Source organism: Escherichia sp. UTM R2, assembly GCF_048593455.1.
Lineage (GTDB): Bacteria > Pseudomonadota > Gammaproteobacteria > Enterobacterales > Enterobacteriaceae > Escherichia > Escherichia coli.
In genome coordinates, this window is sequence record NZ_JBFWDY010000002.1 from 1,470,224 (window position 1) to 1,492,864 (window position 22,641).

Annotated in this window: 22 protein-coding genes and 1 pseudogene; 13 read left to right on the forward strand and 10 right to left on the reverse strand. The window is 50.9% G+C overall.

The annotated features are described in order from the left end of the window. Positions 1–136: 136 nt before the first annotated feature. Entirely contained in the window at positions 137–1,348 is a 1,212-nt protein-coding gene (gene elaD / locus AB4H76_RS07945) for a deubiquitinase ElaD (protein ID WP_001326980.1), read from the reverse strand. A gap of 187 nt (positions 1,349–1,535) precedes the next feature. Further along, positions 1,536–2,453 (reverse strand): ribonuclease BN, encoded by a 918-nt coding sequence (gene rbn / locus AB4H76_RS07950; protein WP_001300687.1) that lies wholly within the window; start codon positions 2,451–2,453, stop codon positions 1,536–1,538. Positions 2,454–2,517: 64 nt separating this feature from the next. On the opposite strand from rbn, the gene AB4H76_RS07955 reads away from it, so the two are divergent. The 9 genes from AB4H76_RS07955 to pmrD all read left to right on the forward strand — a co-directional run bounded on the left by AB4H76_RS07955 (position 2,518) and on the right by pmrD (position 10,789). Then, complete coding sequence (locus AB4H76_RS07955) at positions 2,518–2,979, forward strand: GNAT family N-acetyltransferase (protein ID WP_000574091.1); 462 nt, start codon at positions 2,518–2,520, stop codon at positions 2,977–2,979. A 54-nt stretch (positions 2,980–3,033) separates the two neighbouring features. Further along, a complete protein-coding gene (elaB, locus tag AB4H76_RS07960) occupies positions 3,034–3,339 on the forward strand; it encodes a stress response protein ElaB (protein ID WP_000070621.1) in 306 nt (101 codons plus the stop codon). 78 nt (positions 3,340–3,417) lie between these two features. Further along, a complete protein-coding gene (gene menF / locus AB4H76_RS07965; protein ID WP_001191419.1) occupies positions 3,418–4,713 on the forward strand; it encodes an isochorismate synthase MenF in 1,296 nt (431 codons plus the stop codon). A gap of 88 nt (positions 4,714–4,801) precedes the next feature. After that, a complete protein-coding gene (menD, locus tag AB4H76_RS07970; protein ID WP_001405468.1) occupies positions 4,802–6,472 on the forward strand; it encodes a 2-succinyl-5-enolpyruvyl-6-hydroxy-3-cyclohexene-1-carboxylic-acid synthase in 1,671 nt (556 codons plus the stop codon). After that, positions 6,469–7,227 (forward strand): 2-succinyl-6-hydroxy-2,4-cyclohexadiene-1-carboxylate synthase, encoded by a 759-nt coding sequence (gene menH / locus AB4H76_RS07975; protein WP_085452692.1) that lies wholly within the window; start codon positions 6,469–6,471, stop codon positions 7,225–7,227. Before menD ends, menH begins: the two co-directional genes overlap by 4 nt. A gap of 14 nt (positions 7,228–7,241) precedes the next feature. Continuing rightward, positions 7,242–8,099, forward strand: a complete 858-nt coding sequence (gene menB, locus AB4H76_RS07980; RefSeq protein ID WP_000640005.1) for a 1,4-dihydroxy-2-naphthoyl-CoA synthase — start codon at positions 7,242–7,244, stop codon at positions 8,097–8,099. Beyond that, positions 8,099–9,061 carry an o-succinylbenzoate synthase gene (gene menC / locus AB4H76_RS07985; protein ID WP_001255628.1) on the forward strand — a complete coding sequence of 321 codons (963 nt, stop codon included), beginning with the start codon at positions 8,099–8,101 and terminating at the stop codon, positions 9,059–9,061. Before menB ends, menC begins: the two co-directional genes overlap by 1 nt. Further along, a complete protein-coding gene (menE, locus tag AB4H76_RS07990) occupies positions 9,058–10,413 on the forward strand; it encodes an o-succinylbenzoate--CoA ligase (protein ID WP_000577625.1) in 1,356 nt (451 codons plus the stop codon). The genes menC and menE overlap by 4 nt, the downstream gene beginning before the upstream one ends. A gap of 109 nt (positions 10,414–10,522) precedes the next feature. Next, on the forward strand, positions 10,523–10,789 hold the full coding sequence (gene pmrD / locus AB4H76_RS07995; RefSeq protein WP_001295285.1) for a signal transduction protein PmrD: 267 nt from the start codon (positions 10,523–10,525) through the stop codon (positions 10,787–10,789). Here the strand turns inward: pmrD and arnF are convergent. From arnF to arnB, 7 genes and pseudogenes are all read right to left on the reverse strand, one after another. After that, entirely contained in the window at positions 10,783–11,169 is a 387-nt protein-coding gene (gene arnF / locus AB4H76_RS08000) for a 4-amino-4-deoxy-L-arabinose-phosphoundecaprenol flippase subunit ArnF (RefSeq protein ID WP_000523880.1), read from the reverse strand. The two genes, pmrD and arnF, sit on opposite strands and share 7 nt — an antisense overlap. Further along, the gene (gene arnE / locus AB4H76_RS08005) at positions 11,169–11,504 is read right to left on the reverse strand and encodes a 4-amino-4-deoxy-L-arabinose-phosphoundecaprenol flippase subunit ArnE (RefSeq protein ID WP_000638031.1); all 336 of its coding nucleotides are present in this window, start codon (positions 11,502–11,504) and stop codon (positions 11,169–11,171) included. The genes arnF and arnE overlap by 1 nt, the downstream gene beginning before the upstream one ends. Next, entirely contained in the window at positions 11,501–13,153 is a 1,653-nt protein-coding gene (arnT, locus tag AB4H76_RS08010) for a lipid IV(A) 4-amino-4-deoxy-L-arabinosyltransferase (protein WP_000844057.1), read from the reverse strand. Before arnT ends, arnE begins: the two co-directional genes overlap by 4 nt. Continuing rightward, complete coding sequence (arnD, locus tag AB4H76_RS08015; protein WP_000169728.1) at positions 13,153–14,043, reverse strand: 4-deoxy-4-formamido-L-arabinose-phosphoundecaprenol deformylase; 891 nt, start codon at positions 14,041–14,043, stop codon at positions 13,153–13,155. Before arnD ends, arnT begins: the two co-directional genes overlap by 1 nt. Then, positions 14,040–16,023 (reverse strand): annotated as a pseudogene (gene arnA, locus AB4H76_RS08020) (bifunctional UDP-4-amino-4-deoxy-L-arabinose formyltransferase/UDP-glucuronic acid oxidase ArnA). The gene arnD and the pseudogene arnA overlap by 4 nt, the downstream one beginning before the upstream one ends. Further along, positions 16,023–16,991: an undecaprenyl-phosphate 4-deoxy-4-formamido-L-arabinose transferase gene (gene arnC, locus AB4H76_RS08025; RefSeq protein WP_000461657.1), complete on the reverse strand. Its 969-nt coding sequence runs from the start codon at positions 16,989–16,991 to the stop codon at positions 16,023–16,025. The pseudogene arnA and the gene arnC overlap by 1 nt, the downstream one beginning before the upstream one ends. Positions 16,992–16,994: 3 nt before the next feature. Further along, positions 16,995–18,134 carry a UDP-4-amino-4-deoxy-L-arabinose aminotransferase gene (arnB, locus tag AB4H76_RS08030; protein ID WP_001295286.1) on the reverse strand — a complete coding sequence of 380 codons (1,140 nt, stop codon included), beginning with the start codon at positions 18,132–18,134 and terminating at the stop codon, positions 16,995–16,997. 307 nt (positions 18,135–18,441) lie between these two features. On the opposite strand from arnB, the gene ais reads away from it, so the two are divergent. Further along, positions 18,442–19,044: a lipopolysaccharide core heptose(II)-phosphate phosphatase Ais gene (gene ais, locus AB4H76_RS08035; protein ID WP_000879112.1), complete on the forward strand. Its 603-nt coding sequence runs from the start codon at positions 18,442–18,444 to the stop codon at positions 19,042–19,044. Between the two features lie 38 nt (positions 19,045–19,082). On the opposite strand, the gene nudI is transcribed toward ais, so the two are convergent. Beyond that, positions 19,083–19,508: a nucleoside triphosphatase NudI gene (gene nudI / locus AB4H76_RS08040; RefSeq protein ID WP_001300564.1), complete on the reverse strand. Its 426-nt coding sequence runs from the start codon at positions 19,506–19,508 to the stop codon at positions 19,083–19,085. 279 nt (positions 19,509–19,787) lie between these two features. Between nudI and AB4H76_RS08045 the strand changes: the two genes are divergently transcribed. From AB4H76_RS08045 to AB4H76_RS08055, 3 genes are all read left to right on the forward strand, one after another. Beyond that, on the forward strand, positions 19,788–20,330 hold the full coding sequence (locus AB4H76_RS08045; protein ID WP_001300392.1) for a YfaZ family protein: 543 nt from the start codon (positions 19,788–19,790) through the stop codon (positions 20,328–20,330). Positions 20,331–20,429: 99 nt separating this feature from the next. Next, a complete protein-coding gene (locus tag AB4H76_RS08050; protein WP_000921633.1) occupies positions 20,430–21,632 on the forward strand; it encodes a nicotinamide mononucleotide deamidase-related protein YfaY in 1,203 nt (400 codons plus the stop codon). A gap of 219 nt (positions 21,633–21,851) precedes the next feature. Continuing rightward, positions 21,852–22,634 (forward strand): IclR family transcriptional regulator, encoded by a 783-nt coding sequence (locus AB4H76_RS08055; protein ID WP_000894185.1) that lies wholly within the window; start codon positions 21,852–21,854, stop codon positions 22,632–22,634. Positions 22,635–22,641: the final 7 nt, after the last annotated feature.

A 22,641-nucleotide genomic window follows, 5' to 3' on the forward strand; every position in this document is an offset into this window, starting at 1 on the left:
GCCGAGATACGCTGGAAATACCCGAAGATTGAACTGGCGGATGGTGTGACTGACATCAGTCAGTGATGACTGTTTAGCAAACTATGTTCGACCAGTCAGCATATTTGCTGACTGGTCGAATTAATTAACAATGATGTTAACTCACTCTTTTGCCGGATGCTCTATTTTTGGGTTGTGAGTGTTTTATTTCTAAGTTTCTATAATAATGATTGATATTTGCATCGCCATATTTATCTAAATAACAATTTCTGTTTGCCAGTCGATGTTGAAAATCAATTTCGTACTGCTCTTCTGCTGAATATTTTTTAAATCTGTCAGCATAGTTTTTTAATAACGTATAGGGGGCGCTGTCAGAATTGCTTTCCCTTTGTTCAATCACTTCCTGGGCTGCCATGCACACAAATGCACCGCAACTTTGGCTTAAGTATTGCTGAAGATCGGCATGTAAAAATATTATCTCTGGTTCATTTAAATGAACTTTTATATTATTATTCGACATTTCTCCCATGAGTTCAGAATTAAAACTATTAATGACACGCTTAAGTGAATTTTCTTTATCATAGCCTAGTGCACGCAATGAGTTGAATATGACGCATTTTATTTGTAGTTTATTATTTTTTTTATTTACTATTTTCTGTAGCGAAACTAATATCCAGTGTCCGCCAGTATTTATGGGGAATAACTGGACTTCATTCGGCCATGATGGATCGCTCTTAATATTTTCATTGAGAGCGTCTTCCAGGTGAGTTCTGGTGGAGTAGGGGACGTAGAGACCAGTAGGATAATTGACTTGAGTATTTTTTGCATTAGCGGCGATCTTCTGAAGATAGCAAGCTATTTCATCTGTGGTTAATTGACGATTTTTATCCCAGAAGTTTGTACCATCACTCAGTTCATTATTCTCATCATTTAAAAGCACCTTTGAAAGCGACTGTTTTTCAGATATAAGAGGAATTTCATCACCGATAATTGTCATTAATTTCGAAGGGGAGAATAGTTTTTTGAACAGGAGATCATCTGAATCATGTGATTTGAGGGGGGAGTTGGTTGCGATATGTGCCAGATTATATAATTTTAAACAAGCATTTTTGATAAGTCGGATAATCGATAGGGTCTCATTTGTTGGGGTTCTAACAATATGGTAAAGAATATCTTCAGCTTCTTTCCCAAATTTATCATAACCTAACGCAATATTATGCAGTAACTCAATGCTTTCTTCATCTCCGGATAACGCTGTTTTTTTTAAAGACTGCAGTAATTCCTCGGTCACAGTAAATTTTTCTGCAAATGTCTGACTGAGTTGCGTTTGAGATAATTGACAATAATTGCTGACAACTGTAACCATCATGGGCTCCTTTTAGTTGCAAAGGTTGTGCTGAATCAAGATGAAAAGAGGCAACTTATTGCTCTGAATATAGTGCGTAAGGAGATGAATAAATATCAAAAATCGCTCAATATGCCTGTGTGGGTGGATATATGTAGCGCGGGTTGCGATAACAGGGCAAGTTTCGCCCTGTTTTTAATAATAAGCAGAGTTAAACGTTAAACACGGTGAAATCATTCGCCAGTTCAGTCGCCGGGAAAATTGACCTGCATTCACGTAACAGGTGCTGACAACCTTTGTCATCATAGCGCGAGCTGACGTGGGTAATGATTAGCTTGCCGACTCCAGCCTCACGGGCTAGTGTCGCAGCCTGGCGTGTAGAGCTATGGCCGCGACTATTGGCTTTGGCTTCCATGGTTATATCCAGCGTCGCTTCGTGCACCATGACATCGACACCTTTAGCCAGGTCAAGTGCGGCATCGCAGGGGCCGGTATCGCCGAAAATAGCGAGCGCTTTACCTGGCACTGGAGCAGCTAAGTAATCTGCGCCGTTAATCTGCCTTCCATCTTCCAGCGTGATTGTTTTGCCCGCTTTTAATTCCTGAAACAGTGGGCCAGGCGGCACGCCAGCAGCTTTTAATGCCTGGGCATTTAATGCACCCGGTTTATCATGTTCTTCAATACGATAGCCATAACATTCCAGTGGGTGTTCCAGCGGATAAGCGGTTACTTTGCGCAGGCCATCATCGAGAATTTCGCCAGCGCCAATTTCGACAATTTCCAGCGGATAATCGGTCCATGAGCCGCTAATCCGCAGCGCGGTTTCCACAAATTCACGGATACCTTGCGGACCATAAATCGTTAAGGGTTGGATAATGCCTGACATAGAACGACTGCACAGCAAGCCGGGTAAACCAAAAAGATGATCGCCATGAAGGTGACTGATAAAAATCTTGTCCAGTTTTCCAGGGTTAAAGGCGGTATGCAGTAGCTGATGCTGGGTGCCTTCACCGCAGTCAAACAACCAAAGTCCGCTCTGGGTCGGATGTTGCAGGTTAAGCAATATTGCCGTGACATTGCGCGTGCGGGTTGGCACACCGGCTGAAGTACCTAAAAAAATTAATTCCATGAGTTCATCACGTTTCAAAAAATATTCCGGCTAGTATAAGGCATACATCTAAAAGGAGAGCATTATGATTGAATGGCAAGATCTGCATCACTCTGAATTATCGGTTTCCCAGCTTTATGCCTTATTACAACTGCGTTGCGCGGTGTTTGTTGTCGAGCAGAATTGCCCTTATCAGGATATCGATGGTGATGATTTGACGGGGGATAATCGCCATATTCTCGGTTGGAAAAATGATGAACTGGTGGCGTATGCGAGGATTCTGAAAAGTGATGATGATCTTGAGCCGGTCGTTATAGGTCGGGTGATTGTCAGTGAAGCGTTGCGTGGCGAAAAAGTGGGGCAGCAGCTGATGAGTAAAACACTCGAAACATGTACGCATCACTGGCCTGATAAGCCTGTTTACCTCGGGGCGCAGGCGCATCTGCAAAACTTCTACCAGAGTTTCGGTTTTATCCCTGTGACGGAGGTCTATGAAGAAGATGGTATCCCACACATTGGGATGGCACGCGAGGTAATTCAGGCGTAATCAACAACCCTTGTCTATAGTTAGTGACAGGTTTTACGCAAATGGAGAACGAGAATGTCTAATCAGTTTGGTGATACACGTATCGATGACGACCTGACGCTGCTTAGTGAAACACTGGAAGAGGTGCTCCGCTCCTCTGGCGATCCCGCCGATCAGAAATATGTTGAGCTGAAAGCGCGTGCAGAAAAAGCGCTGGATGATGTGAAAAAACGGGTTAGCCAGGCTTCAGACAGTTATTACTATCGGGCGAAGCAGGCAGTTTATCGTGCTGATGACTACGTCCACGAAAAACCCTGGCAAGGAATTGGTGTGGGCGCGGCCGTTGGGCTGGTACTAGGACTGTTGCTGGCACGCCGTTAAAACCTCCCTACACCGGGGTACTGCATTTTTTTTGTAGTACCCCGTATAATGTGAGGCTTTTAACAGGGAGAGGTCCGCGTGCAATCACTTACTACGGCGCTGGAAAATCTACTGCGCCATTTGTCGCAAGAGATTCCGGCGACACCCGGCATTCGGGTTATCGATATTCCTTTCCCTCTCAAAGACGCTTTTGATGCCTTGAGCTGGCTGGCCAGTCAGCAAACATACCCGCAATTCTACTGGCAACAACGTAATGGTGATGAAGAAGCTGTCGTCCTGGGCGCGATTACCCGTTTTACGTCGTTGGACCAGGCACAACGTTTTCTTCGCCAGCACCCGGAACACGCCGACTTACGCATTTGGGGGCTGAATGCTTTTGACCCGTCGCAGGGCAATTTACTTTTACCCCGCCTGGAATGGCGACGCTGTGGCGGTAAAGCCACGCTGCGGCTGACGCTATTCAGCGAAAGCTCCCTTCAGCACGATGCGATTCAGGCAAAAGAATTTATCGCCACACTGGTGAGTATCAAGCCCTTGCCTGGGTTACATTTAACCACCACGCGAGAACAACACTGGCCGGACAAAACGGGCTGGACGCAATTAATCGAACTGGCAACGAAAACCATCGCCGAAGGTGAGCTCGACAAAGTGGTGCTCGCTCGGGCAACTGACCTGCATTTCGCAAGTCCGGTCAACGCGGCGGCGATGATGGCTGCCAGTCGTCGACTGAATCTGAATTGCTACCATTTTTACATGGCCTTTGATGGCGAAAATGCTTTTCTTGGCTCTTCACCGGAACGGTTATGGCGGCGGCGTGACAAAGCGCTGCGTACTGAAGCGCTGGCGGGAACAGTAGCAAATAATCCTGATGATAAGCAGGCGCAGCAGTTAGGAGAGTGGCTGATGGCGGATGATAAAAACCAGCGCGAGAACATGCTGGTGGTGGAAGATATCTGTCAACGATTACAGGCCGATACCCAGACGCTGGATGTTTTACCGCCGCAGGTACTGCGTCTGCGTAAAGTGCAGCATCTTCGCCGCTGTATCTGGACTTCACTCAACAAAGCGGATGATGTGATCTGTTTACATCAGTTGCAGCCAACGGCAGCAGTTGCTGGCTTACCGCGCGATCTGGCGCGACAGTTTATCGCCCGTCACGAACCGTTCACCCGAGAATGGTACGCCGGTTCTGCGGGCTATCTCTCATTACAACAAAGCGAATTCTGCGTTTCCCTGCGCTCAGCAAAAATTAGCGGCAATGTCGTGCGATTATATGCTGGCGCGGGCATTGTCCGTGGTTCCGACCCCGAGCAAGAGTGGCAGGAAATCGACAACAAAGCGGCAGGGCTGCGTACTTTATTACAAATGGAATAGTAATGAGTCGCATCATTACCGATTCATATCAATAATCTATTTTTGTAGCTCCTTATACTTAGCCGCAATATTGATACCGGACAAACTCATGTCAGTAAGCGCATTTAACCGACGCTGGGCGGCGGTCATTCTGGAAGCATTAACGCGTCACGGCGTCAGACACATCTGTATCGCCCCAGGCTCGCGTTCTACACCGTTAACGTTAGCGGCGGCGGAGAATTCCGCATTCATTCACCACACCCATTTCGATGAGCGTGGGTTGGGGCATCTGGCGCTGGGGCTGGCGAAAGTCAGCAAGCAGCCGGTGGCGGTGATTGTGACCTCCGGCACGGCGGTGGCAAATCTCTATCCGGCACTGATTGAAGCCGGGTTAACCGGAGAAAAACTGATTCTCTTAACCGCCGATCGCCCGCCGGAGCTAATTGACTGCGGCGCGAATCAGGCAATTCGCCAGCCGGGAATGTTCGCCTCTCACCCCACGCACAGTATTTCATTGCCGCGCCCGACCCAGGATATCCCCGCACGTTGGCTGGTTTCTACCATCGACCACGCTCTCGGTACGCTTCATGCGGGGGGAGTCCATATCAACTGCCCGTTTGCTGAACCGCTGTATGGCGAAATGGACGATACCGGGCTTAGCTGGCAACAGCGTCTGGGTGACTGGTGGCAGGACGACAAACCGTGGCTGCGTGAAGCGCCTCGTCTGGAAAGTGAAAAACAGCGCGACTGGTTCTTCTGGCGACAAAAGCGCGGCGTGGTGGTTGCCGGGCGCATGAGTGCGGAAGAGGGCAAAAAAGTTGCCCTGTGGGCGCAAACTCTTGGCTGGCCGCTGATTGGCGATGTGCTGTCACAAACCGGGCAGCCGCTGCCGTGTGCCGATCTTTGGTTAGGCAATGCCAAAGCGACCAGCGAGCTGCAGCAGGCGCAAATTGTGGTGCAACTGGGAAGCAGCCTGACGGGGAAACGGCTCCTGCAATGGCAGGCAAGCTGTGAACCAGAAGAGTACTGGATTGTTGATGATATTGAAGGGCGACTTGATCCGGCACACCATCGCGGACGTCGCTTAATTGCCAATATTGCCGACTGGCTGGAGCTGCATCCGGCAGAAAAACGCCAGCCCTGGTGCGTTGAAATCCCGCGCCTGGCGGAACAGGCAATGCAGGCGGTTATTGACCGTCGCGATGCGTTTGGCGAAGCGCAACTGGCGCATCGCATCTGCGACTATCTGCCTGAACAGGGGCAACTGTTTGTCGGTAACAGCCTGGTGGTACGTCTGATTGATGCGCTTTCGCAACTTCCGGCAGGTTACCCGGTGTACAGCAACCGTGGGGCCAGCGGTATCGACGGGCTGCTTTCGACCGCCGCCGGCGTTCAGCGGGCAAGCGGCAAACCGACGCTGGCGATTGTGGGTGATCTCTCCGCACTTTACGATCTCAACGCGCTGGCGTTATTGCGTCAGGTTTCTGCGCCGCTGGTATTAATTGTGGTGAACAACAACGGCGGGCAAATTTTCTCGCTGCTGCCAACGCCGAAAAGCGAGCGCGAGCGTTTCTATCTGATGCCGCAAAACGTCCATTTTGAGCACGCCGCCGCGATGTTCGAGCTGAAATATCATCGTCCGCAAAACTGGCAGGAACTTGAAACGGCGCTTGCTGACGCCTGGCGCACGCCAACCACCACGGTAATTGAAATGGTGGTTAACGACACCGATGGTGCGCAAACGCTCCAGCAACTTCTGGCGCAGGTAAGCCATTTATGATCCTGCACGCGCAGGCAAAACATGGCAAACCAGGTTTACCCTGGCTGGTGTTTTTGCACGGTTTTTCCGGCGATTGCCACGAATGGCAAGAAGTGGGCGAGGCGTTTGCCGACTACTCCCGATTGTATGTTGATCTTCCCGGGCACGGTGGTTCGGCGGCGATTAGCGTCGATGGATTTGATGATGTCACCGACTTACTGCGTAAAACCCTGGTTAGTTACAACATCCTTAACTTCTGGTTGGTGGGGTACTCGCTTGGCGGACGGGTGGCGATGATGGCGGCTTGCCAGGGGCTGGCGGGGCTTTGTGGGGTTGTTGTCGAAGGCGGTCATCCGGGGCTGCAAAATGCTGAACAACGCACGGAACGTCAGCGTTCCGATCGCCAATGGGCGCAGCGTTTTCGCACAGAACCGTTAACGGCGGTATTTGCTGACTGGTATCAACAGCCTGTTTTTGCCTCACTCAATGACGAACAACGCCGGGAGCTGGTTGCGCTGCGCAGCAACAATAATGGCGCAACGCTTGCCGCCATGCTGGAGGCGACTTCTCTCGCCGTCCAGCCCGATTTACGTGCTAACCTTAGCGCCCGCACATTTGCGTTTTATTATTTATGTGGTGAACGTGACAGCAAATTCCGCGCCCTGGCGGCGGAACTGGCTGCCGACTGCCATGTCATTCCTCGCGCCGGACATAACGCGCATCGGGAAAATCCCGCTGGCGTAATCGCAAGTCTGGCGCAGATCTTGCGTTTCTGACTAAAGGACACAATATGATTTATCCTGATGAAGCAATGCTTTACGCACCGGTTGAATGGCACAACTGCTCCGAAGGTTTCGAGGACATTCGTTATGAAAAATCCACCGACGGTATCGCAAAAATCACCATTAATCGTCCGCAGGTGCGCAATGCCTTCCGTCCTCTGACGGTAAAAGAGATGATCCAGGCACTGGCAGATGCGCGTTATGACGACAATATCGGCGTGATCATTCTGACTGGCGCAGGCGATAAAGCGTTCTGCTCCGGTGGTGACCAGAAAGTGCGTGGTGATTACGGCGGCTATAAAGATGATTCCGGCGTACATCACCTGAACGTGCTGGACTTCCAGCGTCAGATCCGTACCTGTCCGAAACCGGTTGTCGCGATGGTGGCTGGCTACTCCATCGGCGGTGGGCACGTTCTGCACATGATGTGCGACCTGACTATCGCGGCAGATAATGCCATCTTCGGTCAGACTGGCCCGAAAGTCGGCTCCTTCGACGGCGGCTGGGGCGCTTCCTACATGGCTCGCATCGTCGGACAGAAAAAAGCGCGTGAAATCTGGTTCCTGTGCCGTCAGTACGACGCAAAACAGGCGCTGGATATGGGCCTTGTCAACACCGTGGTACCGCTGGCGGATCTGGAAAAAGAAACCGTCCGTTGGTGCCGCGAAATGCTGCAAAACAGCCCGATGGCGCTGCGCTGCCTGAAAGCTGCGCTGAACGCCGACTGTGACGGGCAGGCGGGGCTGCAGGAGCTGGCGGGCAACGCCACCATGCTGTTCTACATGACGGAAGAAGGTCAGGAAGGTCGCAACGCTTTCAACCAGAAACGTCAGCCTGATTTCAGCAAATTTAAACGGAATCCGTAATGCGTAGCGCGCAGGTATACCGCTGGCAGATCCCCATGGACGCGGGGGTGGTTCTGCGCGACAGGCGGTTAAAAACCCGCGACGGGCTGTATGTTTGCCTGCGTGAAGGCGAGCGCGAAGGGTGGGGGGAGATCTCCCCACTGCCGGGCTTCAGTCAGGAAACCTGGGAAGAGGCGCAAAGTGTGCTGCTTGCCTGGGTAAATAACTGGCTGGCAGGCGATTGCGAGCTACCGCAGATGCCTTCCGTGGCCTTTGGCGTAAGCTGTGCATTGGCAGAACTGACAGATACGTTGCCGCAAGCAGCCAACTACCGTGCGGCACCGCTGTGTAATGGCGATCCGGACGATCTGATCCTCAAACTTGCAGATATGCCAGGCGAGAAAGTGGCGAAGGTCAAAGTGGGATTGTACGAAGCGGTGCGCGACGGCATGGTGGTGAATCTGTTGCTGGAGGCAATTCCGGATCTGCATTTGCGTCTTGACGCAAATCGCGCCTGGACACCGCTGAAAGGTCAGCAGTTTGCCAAATACGTTAACCCGGATTATCGCGACCGCATCGCGTTTCTCGAAGAGCCGTGCAAAACCCGCGATGATTCGCGAGCGTTTGCCCGTGAAACCGGCATTGCCATTGCCTGGGATGAAAGCCTGCGCGAGCCGGATTTTGCCTTTGTGGCTGAAGAGGGCGTGCGCGCGGTAGTTATCAAACCCACGCTCACGGGCAGTCTGGAAAAAGTACGCGAGCAGGTACAGGCGGCGCACGCGCTGGGGCTGACGGCGGTGATCAGTTCTTCCATTGAATCGAGCTTAGGCTTAACGCAACTGGCGCGGATTGCCGCCTGGTTAACGCCGGACACCATTCCAGGGCTGGACACGCTGGATCTGATGCAGGCGCAGCAGGTACGTCGCTGGCCGGGTAGCACGCTGCCTGTCGTGGAAGTTGATGCACTGGAGCGGTTGTTATGATCTTCTCTGACTGGCCGTGGCGTCACTGGCGGCAAGTGCGGGGAGAAACCATCGCCTTACGTCTTAATGACGAGCAACTCAACTGGCGCGAGCTTTGTGCTCGCGTCGATGAATTAGCCTCCGGATTTGCGGTGCAGGGGGTGGTTGAGGGCAGCGGCGTGATGTTGCGGGCGTGGAATACGCCGCAAACGCTGCTCGCCTGGCTGGCGTTACTGCAATGCGGGGCGCGGGTGTTGCCCGTGAACCCTCAGCTGCCGCAACCGTTGCTTGAAGAATTGCTGCCCAATCTGACGCTGCAATTTGCTCTGGTGCCGGATGGGGAAAACACGTTTCCGGCATTAACGTCGCTGCACATTCAGCTGGTTGAAGGCGCACATGCCGCTACGTGGCAGCCGACGCGTCTGTGCTCAATGACGTTGACCTCGGGTTCTACCGGTTTGCCGAAAGCCGCTGTCCATACTTATCAGGCCCATCTTGCCAGTGCGCAAGGTGTGTTATCGCTGATTCCGTTTGGCGATCACGATGATTGGTTGCTCTCTTTACCGCTGTTTCACGTCTCCGGTCAGGGAATTATGTGGCGCTGGTTATACGCTGGTGCGCGGATGACGGTACGTGATAAACAGCCATTGGAGCAAATGCTGGCAGGCTGTACTCACGCTTCACTGGTGCCAACACAACTCTGGCGTTTGCTGGTTAACCGTAGTTCCGTTTCCCTGAAAGCGGTGTTACTTGGCGGCGCGGCTATCCCGGTCGAGTTGACGGAACAGGCGCGCGAGCAGGGGATTCGTTGCTTTTGCGGCTATGGTCTGACCGAGTTTGCCTCCACGGTGTGTGCGAAAGAAGCCGACGGCCTGGCAGACGTTGGTTCGCCGCTGCCGGGTCGGGAAGTGAAAATCGTTAATAATGAAGTGTGGCTGCGGGCTGCCAGTATGGCAGAAGGTTACTGGCGTAACGGGCAACTGGTTTCACTGGTTAATGACGAAGGCTGGTACGCTACGCGCGATCGCGGTGAGATGCATAATGGCAAGCTGACCATTGTCGGACGTTTAGACAATCTATTCTTCAGTGGCGGAGAGGGTATTCAGCCGGAAGAAGTCGAGCGCGTAATTGCTGCACATCCTGCGGTTTTGCAGGTGTTTATCGTCCCCGTTGCCGACAAGGAGTTTGGTCATCGACCGGTGGCGGTGATGGAGTATGACCACGAGAGCGTTGATCTTAGTGAATGGGTGAAAGATAAGCTGGCCCGTTTTCAACAACCGGTGCGCTGGCTAACTCTGCCGCCGGAGCTGAAAAACGGCGGTATTAAAATTTCACGTCAGGCGCTAAAAGAGTGGGTGCAACGTCAGCAATAATTAACCCTCCGTTTCACTTCTCATTTCTGCCATTCCATTGCCGTTGATAAAGAGTTTATCTGTTAATCTGTAAATTGATGTGAAAACTCTTAGCAAACAGGATAATGCAATGGAATGGCTGGTCAAAAAATCGTGCTGCAATAAACAAGATAACAGACATGTACTTATGCTCTGCGATGCTGGCGGCGCGATAAAAATGATCGCCGAAGTGAAGAGTGACTTCGCCGTGAAAGTGGGGGATTTACTCTCGCCTTTGCAGAATGCGCTTTATTGTATTAATCGTGAAAAGCTGCATACGGTGAAAGTCCTCTCGGCAAGCAGTTATAGCCCCGATGAGTGGGAACGGCAGTGTAAAGTGGCAGGGAAAACTCAGTAACGTTGTTTTGTCGTGGGCAGGAAAATCAGCATCAACCCGCTCATAATACAGGCTACTCCCAGTAGTGCTTTCAGCGAAAAAGTCCCTTCCCAGCCGGGAAGTACCATTGAAGCAATCCATACCAGCACATAACTCATACTGAGCAAGGCATAGGCTTTGCTTAGCGCAAGTTTATGAAGCGTTTTATACCAACAAAAAACGGAAAGCAGATAACCCAGCAGCCCGAGTAACAGTATCCGGGCATCCAGGCCAAAAGCTAACAGAGCCGCGATAAAATCCCATAAGTGCGTCATCGGCGGCAGATGACTCGCCGCAAAACCCAGGCTTAATTGCGCAACTGAGGCAATAATGACGCTGAATAATCCCCACATCAGGCCCATTACACCGTACTCCCGAGGATCACAATGCCGCCAATAATGAACGCCACCCCACACCAGTGACGCGGCGATACCGGTTCGTGCCACAGTTTTACTGCAGCCAGCGTCACCCAGACAAAATTCAGACTTAACATCGGGTAAGCAATGCCTACCGGTACGTTCTGCAAGACCAGCAGCCAGAGCACCATGGCAAGACCAAGACAAGCCAGCGCCAGTCCCAGCCACAGCACGATATGTTTGCGCCGTTTGTTTATCGCCACAAAGCAGGTTGCCTGTTTCTGACACAACTGCCCGGCAACGCTAAGCAAGCTGGCAAAGACTAATGTTAGCCAGATCATTTGGGACGATACTGAATCAGCACCAGACGCTCCTGACGATCGATGGCATCTGCGGGCGGAATGGCGAGACTGTTGATATCTTCATCGCGGTCAACCGAAAGCACGAGAGTAATAATCCCCTCCTGACGATGTTGATTAAGCCAGTTTGCGAACTCATCACCGCTGACAAATCTCCCTTTCGCATCCGGATAATTAAGGCCGTATTTCAACTCACCTGTCTGGCGATACATGATGATGTCATCGCGTTGCAGGCTCCATGCCAGACCTGCGGCAACACCGACGCTATCAGTAAGAATATAGCGGCTTGGCTGAAGTGATTCTTGTGTCATCTCGACAAAAAATTGCGGATGTTTTCCTTCCATAACTCTGTCAGGAATTGAAAATCCTACCAGCAACGCCAGCCCCAGCGGGCAAAGCGCGGCAAAAGGCCAGGTCTTTTCGACGTTTGTTAAGGTGTACCAGCCGAAAAATGCCCATAGCGAAAAAATCGACCAGGCACAAAAGACTTTATAGCTCTCGAAGGTTTGCCACACCGGCGTGTTCATTGGTCCCCACGGGGAGACCACAAATGTGGCAATAATGCCAGTGACGCCAAAAGCGATGTTAATCCAGCCATTAATCCGCAGCGCCAGAGGATTATTTTTTGCTGCCAGCAAAGCGTAATGCGCCATCAGCATTGCCAGAGATGCAAAGCAGGAAAGAATATAGGTGGGCAATTTACCTTTAGCGACGGAGAAAAACAGCAGCGGCATTATCGTCCAGCTCAACAAATAGACGGTTGCGGAATGCTTGCGGTTTTTCCAGCCTGTGTACAGTGCACCGGGGAGTAATCCCAGCCACGGCAGGCTACCGGCAATGATGACCGGCACGTAGTACCAGAACGGAGCTCTATGTTGGGCATCATCCAGTGCAAAGCGTTGAATATGCTCAACCCAGAAAAAATAGTGCCAGAAGTTAGGCTCCCGCTGCGCTATCGCCAGTCCCCAAGGGAGAACCGTCAGTACGCAACTGATAACCGCCAGCCAGCCGTAAATAAAGAGATCTTTCCAGCGTTTTTGCGTCGCTACCCATGGCAGCACGCTTAATACCGGCACGGCAAGGGCGAGAAAACCTTTGGTCATCACCCCCATGCCGCAGGTGATTCCCAGCAGTAAAAATCCTGCGCTTTTGCCTTTCCACGTCTGTGCCTGCATTGCCAGCCAGAAGCTGCACATTCCCGCCACCAGCCAGAATGCAATAAACGGATCGAGCACGGCATAAGTGCCGATGGCATAGACAATAAACAATGAGAGATAAATTACTGTGGCGAGTAGAGCCAGACGTTTATCGCGCCATAAGCGCAGAGTAAACCAGGTCACCAGCGCGGCAGTTAACAGGGTCGCAAAGATAACGCCTGCCCGCACACCAAAGTTATTCGCGCCAAATAGCCATTGCCCAATGCTGTTAATCCAGTATCCGGCAATGGGTTTTTCGAAATAACGTAGCCCTAACAGATGGGGCACAATCCAGTCGCCGGATGCCAGCATTTCTCGACTGATTTCCGCATAACGCGTTTCATCGGGTTGCCAGAGCAGACGCGTGCTGATCGGTAACAGGTAATAGCAGGCAATAAACGCGAAGAGGCCGATAAGGTAACGTACCGATTTCATCAGCGACTACCCGCAATTTGTTGGCAACCCAGCCAGCCTTCACGTCCGGCAATATTTCCGCGAACAACTTGTCCGAGCGGCAACGTCTCTGATAACAGTTCGCTTAAAGGGCAAAATGTCACGCCTTCCTGAGCTGCGCGTTTGAGGAGATCCACAAAATTATGCTGATAAGCGCAGCCTTCAACTTCTGCATGAATGGTATAAACCGGCGTGCCTTTATCTCGCAGGATGCGGTTGAGTAACCAACCGTTAAAATCTTCTGCTTTCACATCCCGACCAATCACTTCATCCCAGGTGGGTAAGGTCACCGGAATTTGCGCAGTGCCAGGGTTTCCTGATTCGAGCAATGGACGGAACGGCATGGCCCCACGACAATCGCTGTTGTAGCGCAAATGGAACGCTTCTTTTGCTTCGATCACCTTCTGGTCGGCACGCCAGCCCGCAGCGGCAGAACAGGTTACCGGTTGACCGATAATCTCTTCCAGAGTGCGAAGACCGCGTGCAATATCGTCGATCATTGTTTGCCGATCCCAGTTACCGCTACGGGCTTGCCAGGCATGGTGATCCCAGGCGTGCAGGCCGACTTCGTGATGTTTAGCCGCTTCACGAATGATATCGGCATTGGCATGACCAATCTCTTTACCTGGCCAGGCCGTACCTGCCAGTAAAATATCCCAGCCATAAAGCGATGCCGCGTTTGAGCGCAGCATCTTCCACAAAAACTGTGGCTTCACCAGTCGCCAGAGATGGCGGCCCATATTGTCCGGGCCGACGCTGAAAAAAATGCTGGCCTGAATATTATGCTTACTCAAGATTTCCAGCAGACGCGGCACGCCTTCACGGGTGCCACGAAAGGTATCGACATCAATGCGTAAGCCTACTTTGGTCATGATGGTTTATCCGTAAGATCAACGGTGCGCAGGAAGAAATCCAGCGTTTCGTCGATGGTTTCCTGCATATCAATTTTCGGCTCCCAGTCCAGGCAGCGGTGGGCATTGCGGATGCTCGGTTTACGATGCTCTACGTCCTGATATCCTTTGCCGTAGTAGCTGCTACTTTCGACAACGCGAAAGCCCGCAAACGGTGGGAAATGATGGCGCAGCGGATGTTTTTCGAAGCTCGCCAGCAGCATCTCGCCCAGTTCCTCAATGCTCGCTTCGTTCTCAGGATTGCCAATGTTGATAATTTCACCGTCGCAGCGATTTCCCGCATTTTCGATAATGCGGTATAACGCCTCGATACCATCGCGAATATCAGTAAAGCAGCGTTTTTGTTTTCCGCCATCAATCAGCTTAATCGGTGAACCTTCTACCAGATTGAGAATGAGTTGCGTAATAGCGCGGGAGCTGCCAATTCGCGCTGCATTAAGGTTATCCAGTCGTGGTCCCATCCAGTTAAACGGGCGGAAGAGGGTGAACTGTAAACCCTCTTTTTCGCCATAGGCCCAGATCACCCGATCAAGTAATTGTTTTGATACCGAATAAATCCAGCGTGGTTTATTCACCGGGCCGACGATTAAATTAGAATGGTCCTCATCGAAGTATTTATCGCTACACATCCCATAAACTTCTGAAGTTGACGGGAAGATGATTCGCTTACGGTACTTCACGCAGTAGCGGATAATGCGCAGATTCTCTTCAAAATCGAGTTCAAATACGCGCAGCGGGTTGCGGGTATATTCAATCGGCGTGGCTATCGCCACCAGCGGCAAGACGACATCACATTTTTTGACATGATACTCAATCCATTCGGAATGAATACTGATATCGCCTTCAACAAAGTGAAAATGCGGATGATTCAGAAAACGGCTTATCGCATCGCTGCCAATATCCAGACCGTAAACTTCATAATGATCTTCGCGCAGCAGGCGTTCTGTCAGATGGTTGCCAATAAAGCCATTCACCCCGAGGATGAGTACCCGGGTACGGCGTCGGGCGGTGCAGGCAGGCTGGCTATTCAAGCGTGAACCTTGCACCAGGCCCAGCGTCTGCGCTAATTGCGAGCCCTGCATAGTAATGCCGTCGCCCGCCTGTCCGGTGACGATTTCCAGCGCGCCATCGCCACAGGCAATCAGCAGTGGCGCAACAGAAATCACGCTCCCCGGCTGTGCTTTGCTGGCATGAGGATGAACACGCGACGACCAGACGGTGAATTTCTGATTGCCAACATAGCTGAAGGCACCCGGCCACGGATCGGCAACGGCACGTACCATGTTGTGCAGTACGGATGCCGGTTTATGCCATTCAAGGAAACTGTCATCCGGCGTTCTGCGACCAAAACAGGTGGCTTCGTTTTCGCGCTGGGCGATTTCCAGAATATTACCGTGTTTAATGGCGGGTAATGTCTGTTCCAGTAGCTGGCGCGCGGCATGGCACAATTTATGATGCAGCGTAATAGCGATATCGTCTGGCGCAATGGCAATGCGCAGTTGCGCCACAATGGCCCCGGCATCGGCACGTTTCACCATTCGGTGCAATGTAACGCCAGTTTCCGTTTCACCGTTGACCAGCACCCAGTTCAGCGGCGCGCGACCACGATATTTTGGTAACAGCGAACCATGCAGATTAAATGCACCTGCGGGAGCGAGCTGCAAAATTTCGTCGTAAATAAGATGGCGATAATAAAAAGAGAAAATCACATCTGGCGACAGTTGGGCAATGCGTTCCACCCACAGCGGATGATTAACGTTATCCGGCGCATAAACCGGAATGCCCTCTTTCCGCCGCCAGACGAGCCACCGAACCATAAAAGGCTTTTTCACCGGGATTATCAGTATGGGTAAAAATGGCGCTAATTTCGTAACCGGCAGCCAGCAGGGCTTCAATACCGAGGCATCCCATATCGTGGTAGGCAAAAACGACGGTTTTCATTATTCATTTTCCTTGCTGGATGGACGGATAACTTGCTGAACAAAATAGCGGGGGCGGGCGCGGACATCGGTGTAGATCCTGCCGATATATTCACCGAGTAATCCCATGCCGATAAACTGAGCGCCAATAAAAGTAAACAGCACGGCAAATAGCATAAAGACGCCTTCTGCCGCCCATTGTGGTCCGAAGGTCAGGCGTAAAATCACCAGCAGCACCGCAATGCTAAAACCTCCAATCGCAATAATGCTGCCGAGCAGACTCAGCATACGTAGCGGCGTTGTGGTAAGGCAGGTCACCAGGTCGTACATCAAATTAATCAGGCGCATAAAACTGTATTTGGATTCACCAAACTCACGCTCGGCATGATGTACTGGAATTTCAATGGCACGGCGGGCGAAGATATTCGCCAGAATCGGGATAAAGGTGCTGCGTTCATGGCAGTGCAACATCGCATCGACAATATGACGGCGATAGGCGCGCAGCATACAACCGTAATCACCCATCGCTTTGCCAGTGGTGCGCTGAATAAGCCGGTTAATCATCTTCGAAGCGGTTTTACGAAACCAGCTGTCCTGGCGGTTCTGGCGTACAGTCCCTACCACGTCGTAACCTTCATCGGCTTTTGCCACCAGGCGGGGGATTTCTTCTGGCGGATTCTGGAGATCGGCATCAAGGGTAATAATTAAGTCGCCAGTAACGTGACTGAATCCCGCCATAATCGCTGAATGTTGCCCGTAATTGCGGTTAAGCAAAATAGACACAATATGGCTGTTCTCCGCTTGTGAGGCTTCGACCAGCATATGCGCGGAATTATCGCTACTGCCGTCATCAATCAGCAGGATCTCATACTCTTTCCCCAACGATTCACAGGCTGTGGTGGTGCGCCTGATTAATTCCGGTAAGCTTTCCTGCTCGTTATAAACGGGAATAACCACCGAGACTTTCTTAACAGGGTGGATTTCAAACATGGCTTATTGTCCTGCGAGTTGCTGAAGGGCTGTGATGACATGGTCGGCATCGGCGGTAGTCATATCCGGGAACAGCGGCAAAGAACAGATGCGTTCGCTATTCCATTCGGTATTCGGTAACGACAGCGTGGGAAAACGCTCGCGATAATATTTTTGTGTGTGAGCGGCGCGGAAATGTAACCCGGTACCAATGCCTCTTTCTTTTAACGCTTCCATCAACGCATCGCGACTGATACCACAACGTTGTTCATCGACACGAATAATAAACAGATGCCAGGCGTGAACGTGCGGCCAGGCGGGAAGGCTTAATGGCTGAAAGGGGAGAGCTGCCAGTGCTTGCTGATATTGCTGGGCAATTTCGCGCCGACGGGTGTTGAGGTGCTCTAATTTGACTAACTGTGTCAGGGCAATCGCGGCGTTAATATCGGTCAGATTGTACTTATAGCCCGGTGTTAAGACTTCAGCCTGCGGTGCACGGCCCCAGGTTTGTCTGTCATAGGCATCGACACCCAGACCGTGAAATTTCAGCATCCGTAGCTGGCGGGCAAGGTTTTCATTATCAGTTACAATCAGGCCACCTTCAGCACAGGTAATATTTTTAATGGCATGAAATGAAAAAATAGCGGTACCTTTTGCGCCAATATGTCGCCCTTTGTAATACGTACCGACGGCATGGGCAGCATCTTCGATAACTGCGATGCCGTAACGTTCGCCAATGGCGCGAATGGCGTCAATATCTGCTGGCGCACCGGCATAATGCACCGGAATGATGGCTTTAGTGCGTGGCGTAATGGCTGACTCGATAGCTTCAGGCGTGACCATCAGCGTATCGCGGTCGACATCCACCATTACCGGCGTTGCACCCAACAAGGAAATCATATTGAGGGTTGAAACCCAGGTCAGGGAAGGCGTAATCACTTCATCGCCCTTGCCAATTTTCAACGCCATTAGCGTGATATGCATTCCGGCGGTGGCTGAACTGACCGCGATGGCATGCTGATTTCCCGTCAACTGGCAAAAAGCTTGCTCAAGCGCCTGATTCTTCGGACCGGTTGTGATCCAACCGGATTCGAGAACCTCTTTAACTGCAGCGAGTTCCTCCACGCCCATTGCTGGTCGCGAAAAAGGCAAAAATTCTGACATTGCTTTTCCTTCCGCCATTGAATACCTGTCCACTTATATTTGCTATAAAGAGTGTTGTGTATATTTTGCCATTTGGAGCGAAATTTTAAGGATAGAATATTAACTTAACCTTAAGAAACTAATATTAGACGTAAATATTGAAATTTTTATATTTTTTCTTATTTAGGCTTTGCATTTGGCAAAATTTTGAGGCATTTTGCCGACATCGTAGGATTTTTAATATTACACCAACTGCGAATTATCGCCAGAAATGTAGCTCAATTTCACGGTAATTGTCTGGTTGCGCTTGTCTATAGGTGGAGTTTACGTGTTAGCTTTTTGCCGCTCTTCGTTGAAGTCAAAAAAATATATCATCATTTTACTGGCGCTCGCTGCAATTGCCGGACTGGGTACTCATGCCGCCTGGAGTAGCAATGGTTTGCCACGTATCGACAATAAAACACTGGCCAGACTGGCACAGCAGCACCCGGTTGTCGTTTTGTTTCGTCATGCTGAACGTTGCGACCGTTCAACCAATCAATGCTTGTCAGATAAAACAGGTATTACGGTTAAAGGTACCCAGGATGCCCGTGAACTGGGCAACGCTTTTAGTGCTGATATCCCTGATTTCGATCTTTATTCCAGTAATACCGTCCGGACCATTCAGTCGGCTACCTGGTTTTCAGCGGGTAAAAAATTGACGGTAGATAAACGACTTCTTCAGTGCGGTAATGAGATTTATAGTGCAATTAAGGACTTACAAAGCAAAGCGCCTGATAAAAATATCGTTATTTTCACCCATAATCATTGCCTGACATATATTGCTAAAGATAAGCGTGACGCGACATTTAAACCTGATTATCTGGATGGTTTAGTCATGCATGTAGAAAAAGGCAAAGTTTATCTGGATGGGGAATTCGTTAACCACTAAATTTTCAATCTGACAGCCAGTAATGGCTGTCATCATTGTTACAGAAGACCTTTCAAACGTAACGTTTTTCGGGTGGCGACATTCAAATCATAATGCACCAGATCTTCAGGTTTTACCCACGCGTAGTCCTGAAACTCTTCGTTTATTTTCACTTCTCGGTTGGCAGAAACGCAGTCAAAAATCAGGTAAATCATATAAATCTCTTCCTTGCGACCATCTGCATACGTCTTGGTGCGAATATCATCGCTGAAGGTCCACGGCGTGATTTCTGTCAAAAGCAGCTGTTCTCCCAGTTCTTCGCGAATTTCGCGGCGTAGTGCCTCTTCAATTCGTTCGCCAGGCTCCACGCCGCCACCCGAAATCGCCCATTGACCGGGGAAAACGCCGCGATCGTCGGCCATTTTGCACAGCAAATAAGCACCATCATTTTGAATCAAAGGGCATACAATAGTCCGTTGTCGCACAGGAGTATTCCTTATAAATAAAAAAGAAACCATGAGAATACGGTAACTCAGAAATATGTGAAAGTGACAGTAATCTCTTTTGCGATGATAACTGCACTTATTATTATTTTTGTGTGTATCGATAAAGTGTGTTTATTTTTTCGGCGTTTAATTATTTAAGAAGTATTTAGTTACAATAAGTGACTAGATCCCTTTTTTCGCTCATTGAATCCTCTGTGCCAGGCAGTACAATCCCGCAGCTTTGGGAATTTTGATTAATTGCTTGTGGGAAAGGGGATAATGAAAAAAATTGCGCTAGCAGGTCTGGCCGGAATGCTGTTGGTTTCTGCATCGGTCAATGCAATGAGCATCAGCGGCCAGGCGGGTAAAGAATACACCAATATTGGTGTCGGTTTTGGGACTGAAACGACGGGCCTGGCGTTAAGCGGTAACTGGACACATAACGACGACGACGGTGATGTCGCTGGCGTGGGGCTGGGGTTGAATCTGCCTCTCGGGCCGTTAATGGCGACCGTTGGCGGAAAAGGCGTTTACACCAACCCGAATTACGGCGATGAAGGTTATGCCGCAGCGGTAGGAGGTGGTTTGCAGTGGAAAATTGGCAACAGCTTCCGTTTGTTTGGCGAGTATTACTACTCTCCGGATTCGCTCTCCAGCGGTATTCAAAGTTATGAAGAAGCGAATGCTGGCGCGCGTTACACCATTATGCGTCCAGTCAGTATTGAGGCGGGTTATCGCTACCTGAATCTGTCGGGTAAAGACGGTAACCGCGACAACGCCGTGGCTGACGGCCCGTATGTTGGGGTTAACGCCAGTTTCTGATCCCTTCCGGCGCGGCATTCTGTCGCGCCATTCAGTTTCTTACTACGCCTTATCTCCCTTTGCGTTATAGTGATTCGATAACAAAAGCAGGAGATAACCATGTTAAAAGTGGAAATGTTATCCACCGGGGATGAAGTGTTACACGGGCAAATCGTTGACACTAACGCTGCCTGGCTGGCCGATTTTTTCTTTCATCAGGGGTTGCCATTATCTCGCCGCAATACGGTGGGGGATAACCTTGATGACTTAGTCACCATTCTTCGCGAACGTAGTCAGCACGCCGATGTGCTGATCGTTAACGGCGGGCTGGGACCGACCAGCGATGATTTAAGCGCACTCGCCGCTGCGACAGCAAAAGGTGAAGGCCTGGTGCTGCATGAAGCCTGGCTCAAAGAGATGGAACGCTATTTCCACGAACGTGGACGAGTAATGGCACCGAGCAACCGTAAACAAGCGGAGCTGCCTGCCAGTGCTGAATTTATCAATAACCCGGTAGGCACCGCCTGTGGTTTTGCCGTGCAGCTTAATCGTTGCCTGATGTTCTTTACTCCCGGCGTACCGTCAGAATTTAAGGTGATGGTCGAGTACGAAATCCTGCCGCGCCTGCGCGAGCGTTTTTCTTTACCGCAGCCGCCGGTTTGTCTGCGTTTGACTACTTTTGGTCGTTCGGAAAGCGATCTGGCACAAAGCCTGGACACTCTACAACTGCCGCCGGGCGTAACAATGGGCTATCGCTCCTCAATGCCTATCATCGAACTGAAACTCACCGGACCGGCAAGCGAGCAACAGGCGATGGAAAAACTGTGGCTGGATGTTAAACGTGTTGCCGGACAGAGCGTGATTTTCGAAGGCACTGAAGGACTGCCCGCGCAGATCAGTCGCGAATTGCAAAACCGCCAGTTCAGCCTGACGTTGAGCGAGCAATTCACCGGTGGTTTATTGGCTTTGCAACTTTCTCGCGCAGGTGCTCCATTGCTGGCGTGTGAAGTGGTTCCTTCACAGGAGGAAACCCTGGCGCAAACTGCGCACTGGATTACAGAACGGCGGGCCAACCATTTTGCCGGGCTGGCACTGGCTGTTTCGGGTTTCGAGAACGAGCATCTCAACTTTGCGCTAGCCACGCCAGACGGCACTTTCGCTCTGCGTGTGCGTTTCAGCACTACGCGCTACAGCCTGGCTATCCGTCAGGAAGTGTGCGCAATGATGGCACTGAATATGCTGCGCCGTTGGTTAAACGGCCAGGATATCGCCAGTGAGCATGGCTGGATTGAGGTTGTTGAGTCCATGACCTTATCTGTCTGATTCCGCCACTCTGTGCCGGTTTACTGCATCGGCACATTCCCCCTCCGGCAAAATTTGTCCAACCTGTTGTACTCAATAAGAAAAAATCCGTGCGCTGATTCACAAATTTGTGCGTAATTTCTCCAGTCTGCTGGACGAGGAGCGGGATTTGATGCGCTTCACAATTTTACTCCCCCTGAGCAACGAGACTGATTCCAGTATCTAAGACTGGAGTCCAGTATGTTGGAATCAAGCAAAGTTCCCGCCCTGACACGGGCTATTGATATTCTCAATTTGATTGCCCGCATTGGCCCCTGTAGTGCTGCGACGATCATTGACACATTGGGAATCCCTAAAAGCACGGCCTATTTGCTGCTTAATGAACTCAGGCGTCAGCGTTTTCTTAGCCTTGATCACCAGGAAAATTTTTGTTTGTGGACCAGGCTGGTGGAGCTTTCCGGTCATGCGTTAAGCAAGATGGATCTCCGGGAACTGGCTCGACCGCGTTTGACGCAACTGATGGATACCACCGGGCTGTTATGTCACCTGGGGATTATTGATAACGGCAGCGCTTATTACATTTTGAAAGTGGAGTCATCAGCCACTATCAGCGTGCGATCCCATGAAGGAAAAAGCCTTTCGCTTTATCGCTCCGGAATAGGTAAATGCCTGCTTGCCTGGCAACCTGCAGCGGTACAGCAAAGTATTATCGAAGGGCTGGTCTGGGAGCAGGCGACACCCACAACGATTACTCATCCACAGCAACTTCACGAAGAACTGGCGCGTATTCGCCGTCAGGGCTGGAGCTATGACAACGGCGAAGATTACGCCGATGTCCGTTGTGTCGCTGCGCCGGTGTTTAACGCCAATAACGAGCTTACCGCTGCGATCTCGGTGGTCGGTACCCGCTTACAAATCAATGAAGAATACCGTGATTATCTGGCGGGCAAGGCCATTGCCTGCGCCAGGGATATTTCACGTCTGTTGGGATGGAAAAGTCCCTTTGACTTACAAGCCTCATAACAATGGA

Excerpts from the sequence above, each read along its gene's own strand:
- AB4H76_RS08050 (WP_000921633.1), top strand. The coding sequence starts at position 20,430 with ATGTTAAAAGTGGAAATGTTATCCACCGGGGATGAAGTGTTACACGGG.
- arnF (WP_000523880.1), bottom strand. The coding sequence starts at position 11,169 with ATGGGCCTGATGTGGGGATTATTCAGCGTCATTATTGCCTCAGTTGCG.
- menD (WP_001405468.1), top strand. The coding sequence starts at position 4,802 with ATGTCAGTAAGCGCATTTAACCGACGCTGGGCGGCGGTCATTCTGGAA.
- pmrD (WP_001295285.1), top strand. The coding sequence starts at position 10,523 with ATGGAATGGCTGGTCAAAAAATCGTGCTGCAATAAACAAGATAACAGA.
- menB (WP_000640005.1), top strand. The coding sequence starts at position 7,242 with ATGATTTATCCTGATGAAGCAATGCTTTACGCACCGGTTGAATGGCAC.
- AB4H76_RS08045 (WP_001300392.1), top strand. The coding sequence starts at position 19,788 with ATGAAAAAAATTGCGCTAGCAGGTCTGGCCGGAATGCTGTTGGTTTCT.
- arnD (WP_000169728.1), bottom strand. The coding sequence starts at position 14,043 with ATGACCAAAGTAGGCTTACGCATTGATGTCGATACCTTTCGTGGCACC.
- arnE (WP_000638031.1), bottom strand. The coding sequence starts at position 11,504 with ATGATCTGGCTAACATTAGTCTTTGCCAGCTTGCTTAGCGTTGCCGGG.
- arnB (WP_001295286.1), bottom strand. The coding sequence starts at position 18,134 with ATGTCAGAATTTTTGCCTTTTTCGCGACCAGCAATGGGCGTGGAGGAA.
- arnC (WP_000461657.1), bottom strand. The coding sequence starts at position 16,991 with ATGTTTGAAATCCACCCTGTTAAGAAAGTCTCGGTGGTTATTCCCGTT.
- menH (WP_085452692.1), top strand. The coding sequence starts at position 6,469 with ATGATCCTGCACGCGCAGGCAAAACATGGCAAACCAGGTTTACCCTGG.
- menC (WP_001255628.1), top strand. The coding sequence starts at position 8,099 with ATGCGTAGCGCGCAGGTATACCGCTGGCAGATCCCCATGGACGCGGGG.
- elaB (WP_000070621.1), top strand. The coding sequence starts at position 3,034 with ATGTCTAATCAGTTTGGTGATACACGTATCGATGACGACCTGACGCTG.
- rbn (WP_001300687.1), bottom strand. The coding sequence starts at position 2,453 with ATGGAATTAATTTTTTTAGGTACTTCAGCCGGTGTGCCAACCCGCACG.
- AB4H76_RS08055 (WP_000894185.1), top strand. The coding sequence starts at position 21,852 with ATGTTGGAATCAAGCAAAGTTCCCGCCCTGACACGGGCTATTGATATT.
- arnT (WP_000844057.1), bottom strand. The coding sequence starts at position 13,153 with ATGAAATCGGTACGTTACCTTATCGGCCTCTTCGCGTTTATTGCCTGC.
- elaD (WP_001326980.1), bottom strand. The coding sequence starts at position 1,348 with ATGATGGTTACAGTTGTCAGCAATTATTGTCAATTATCTCAAACGCAA.
- menE (WP_000577625.1), top strand. The coding sequence starts at position 9,058 with ATGATCTTCTCTGACTGGCCGTGGCGTCACTGGCGGCAAGTGCGGGGA.
- AB4H76_RS07955 (WP_000574091.1), top strand. The coding sequence starts at position 2,518 with ATGATTGAATGGCAAGATCTGCATCACTCTGAATTATCGGTTTCCCAG.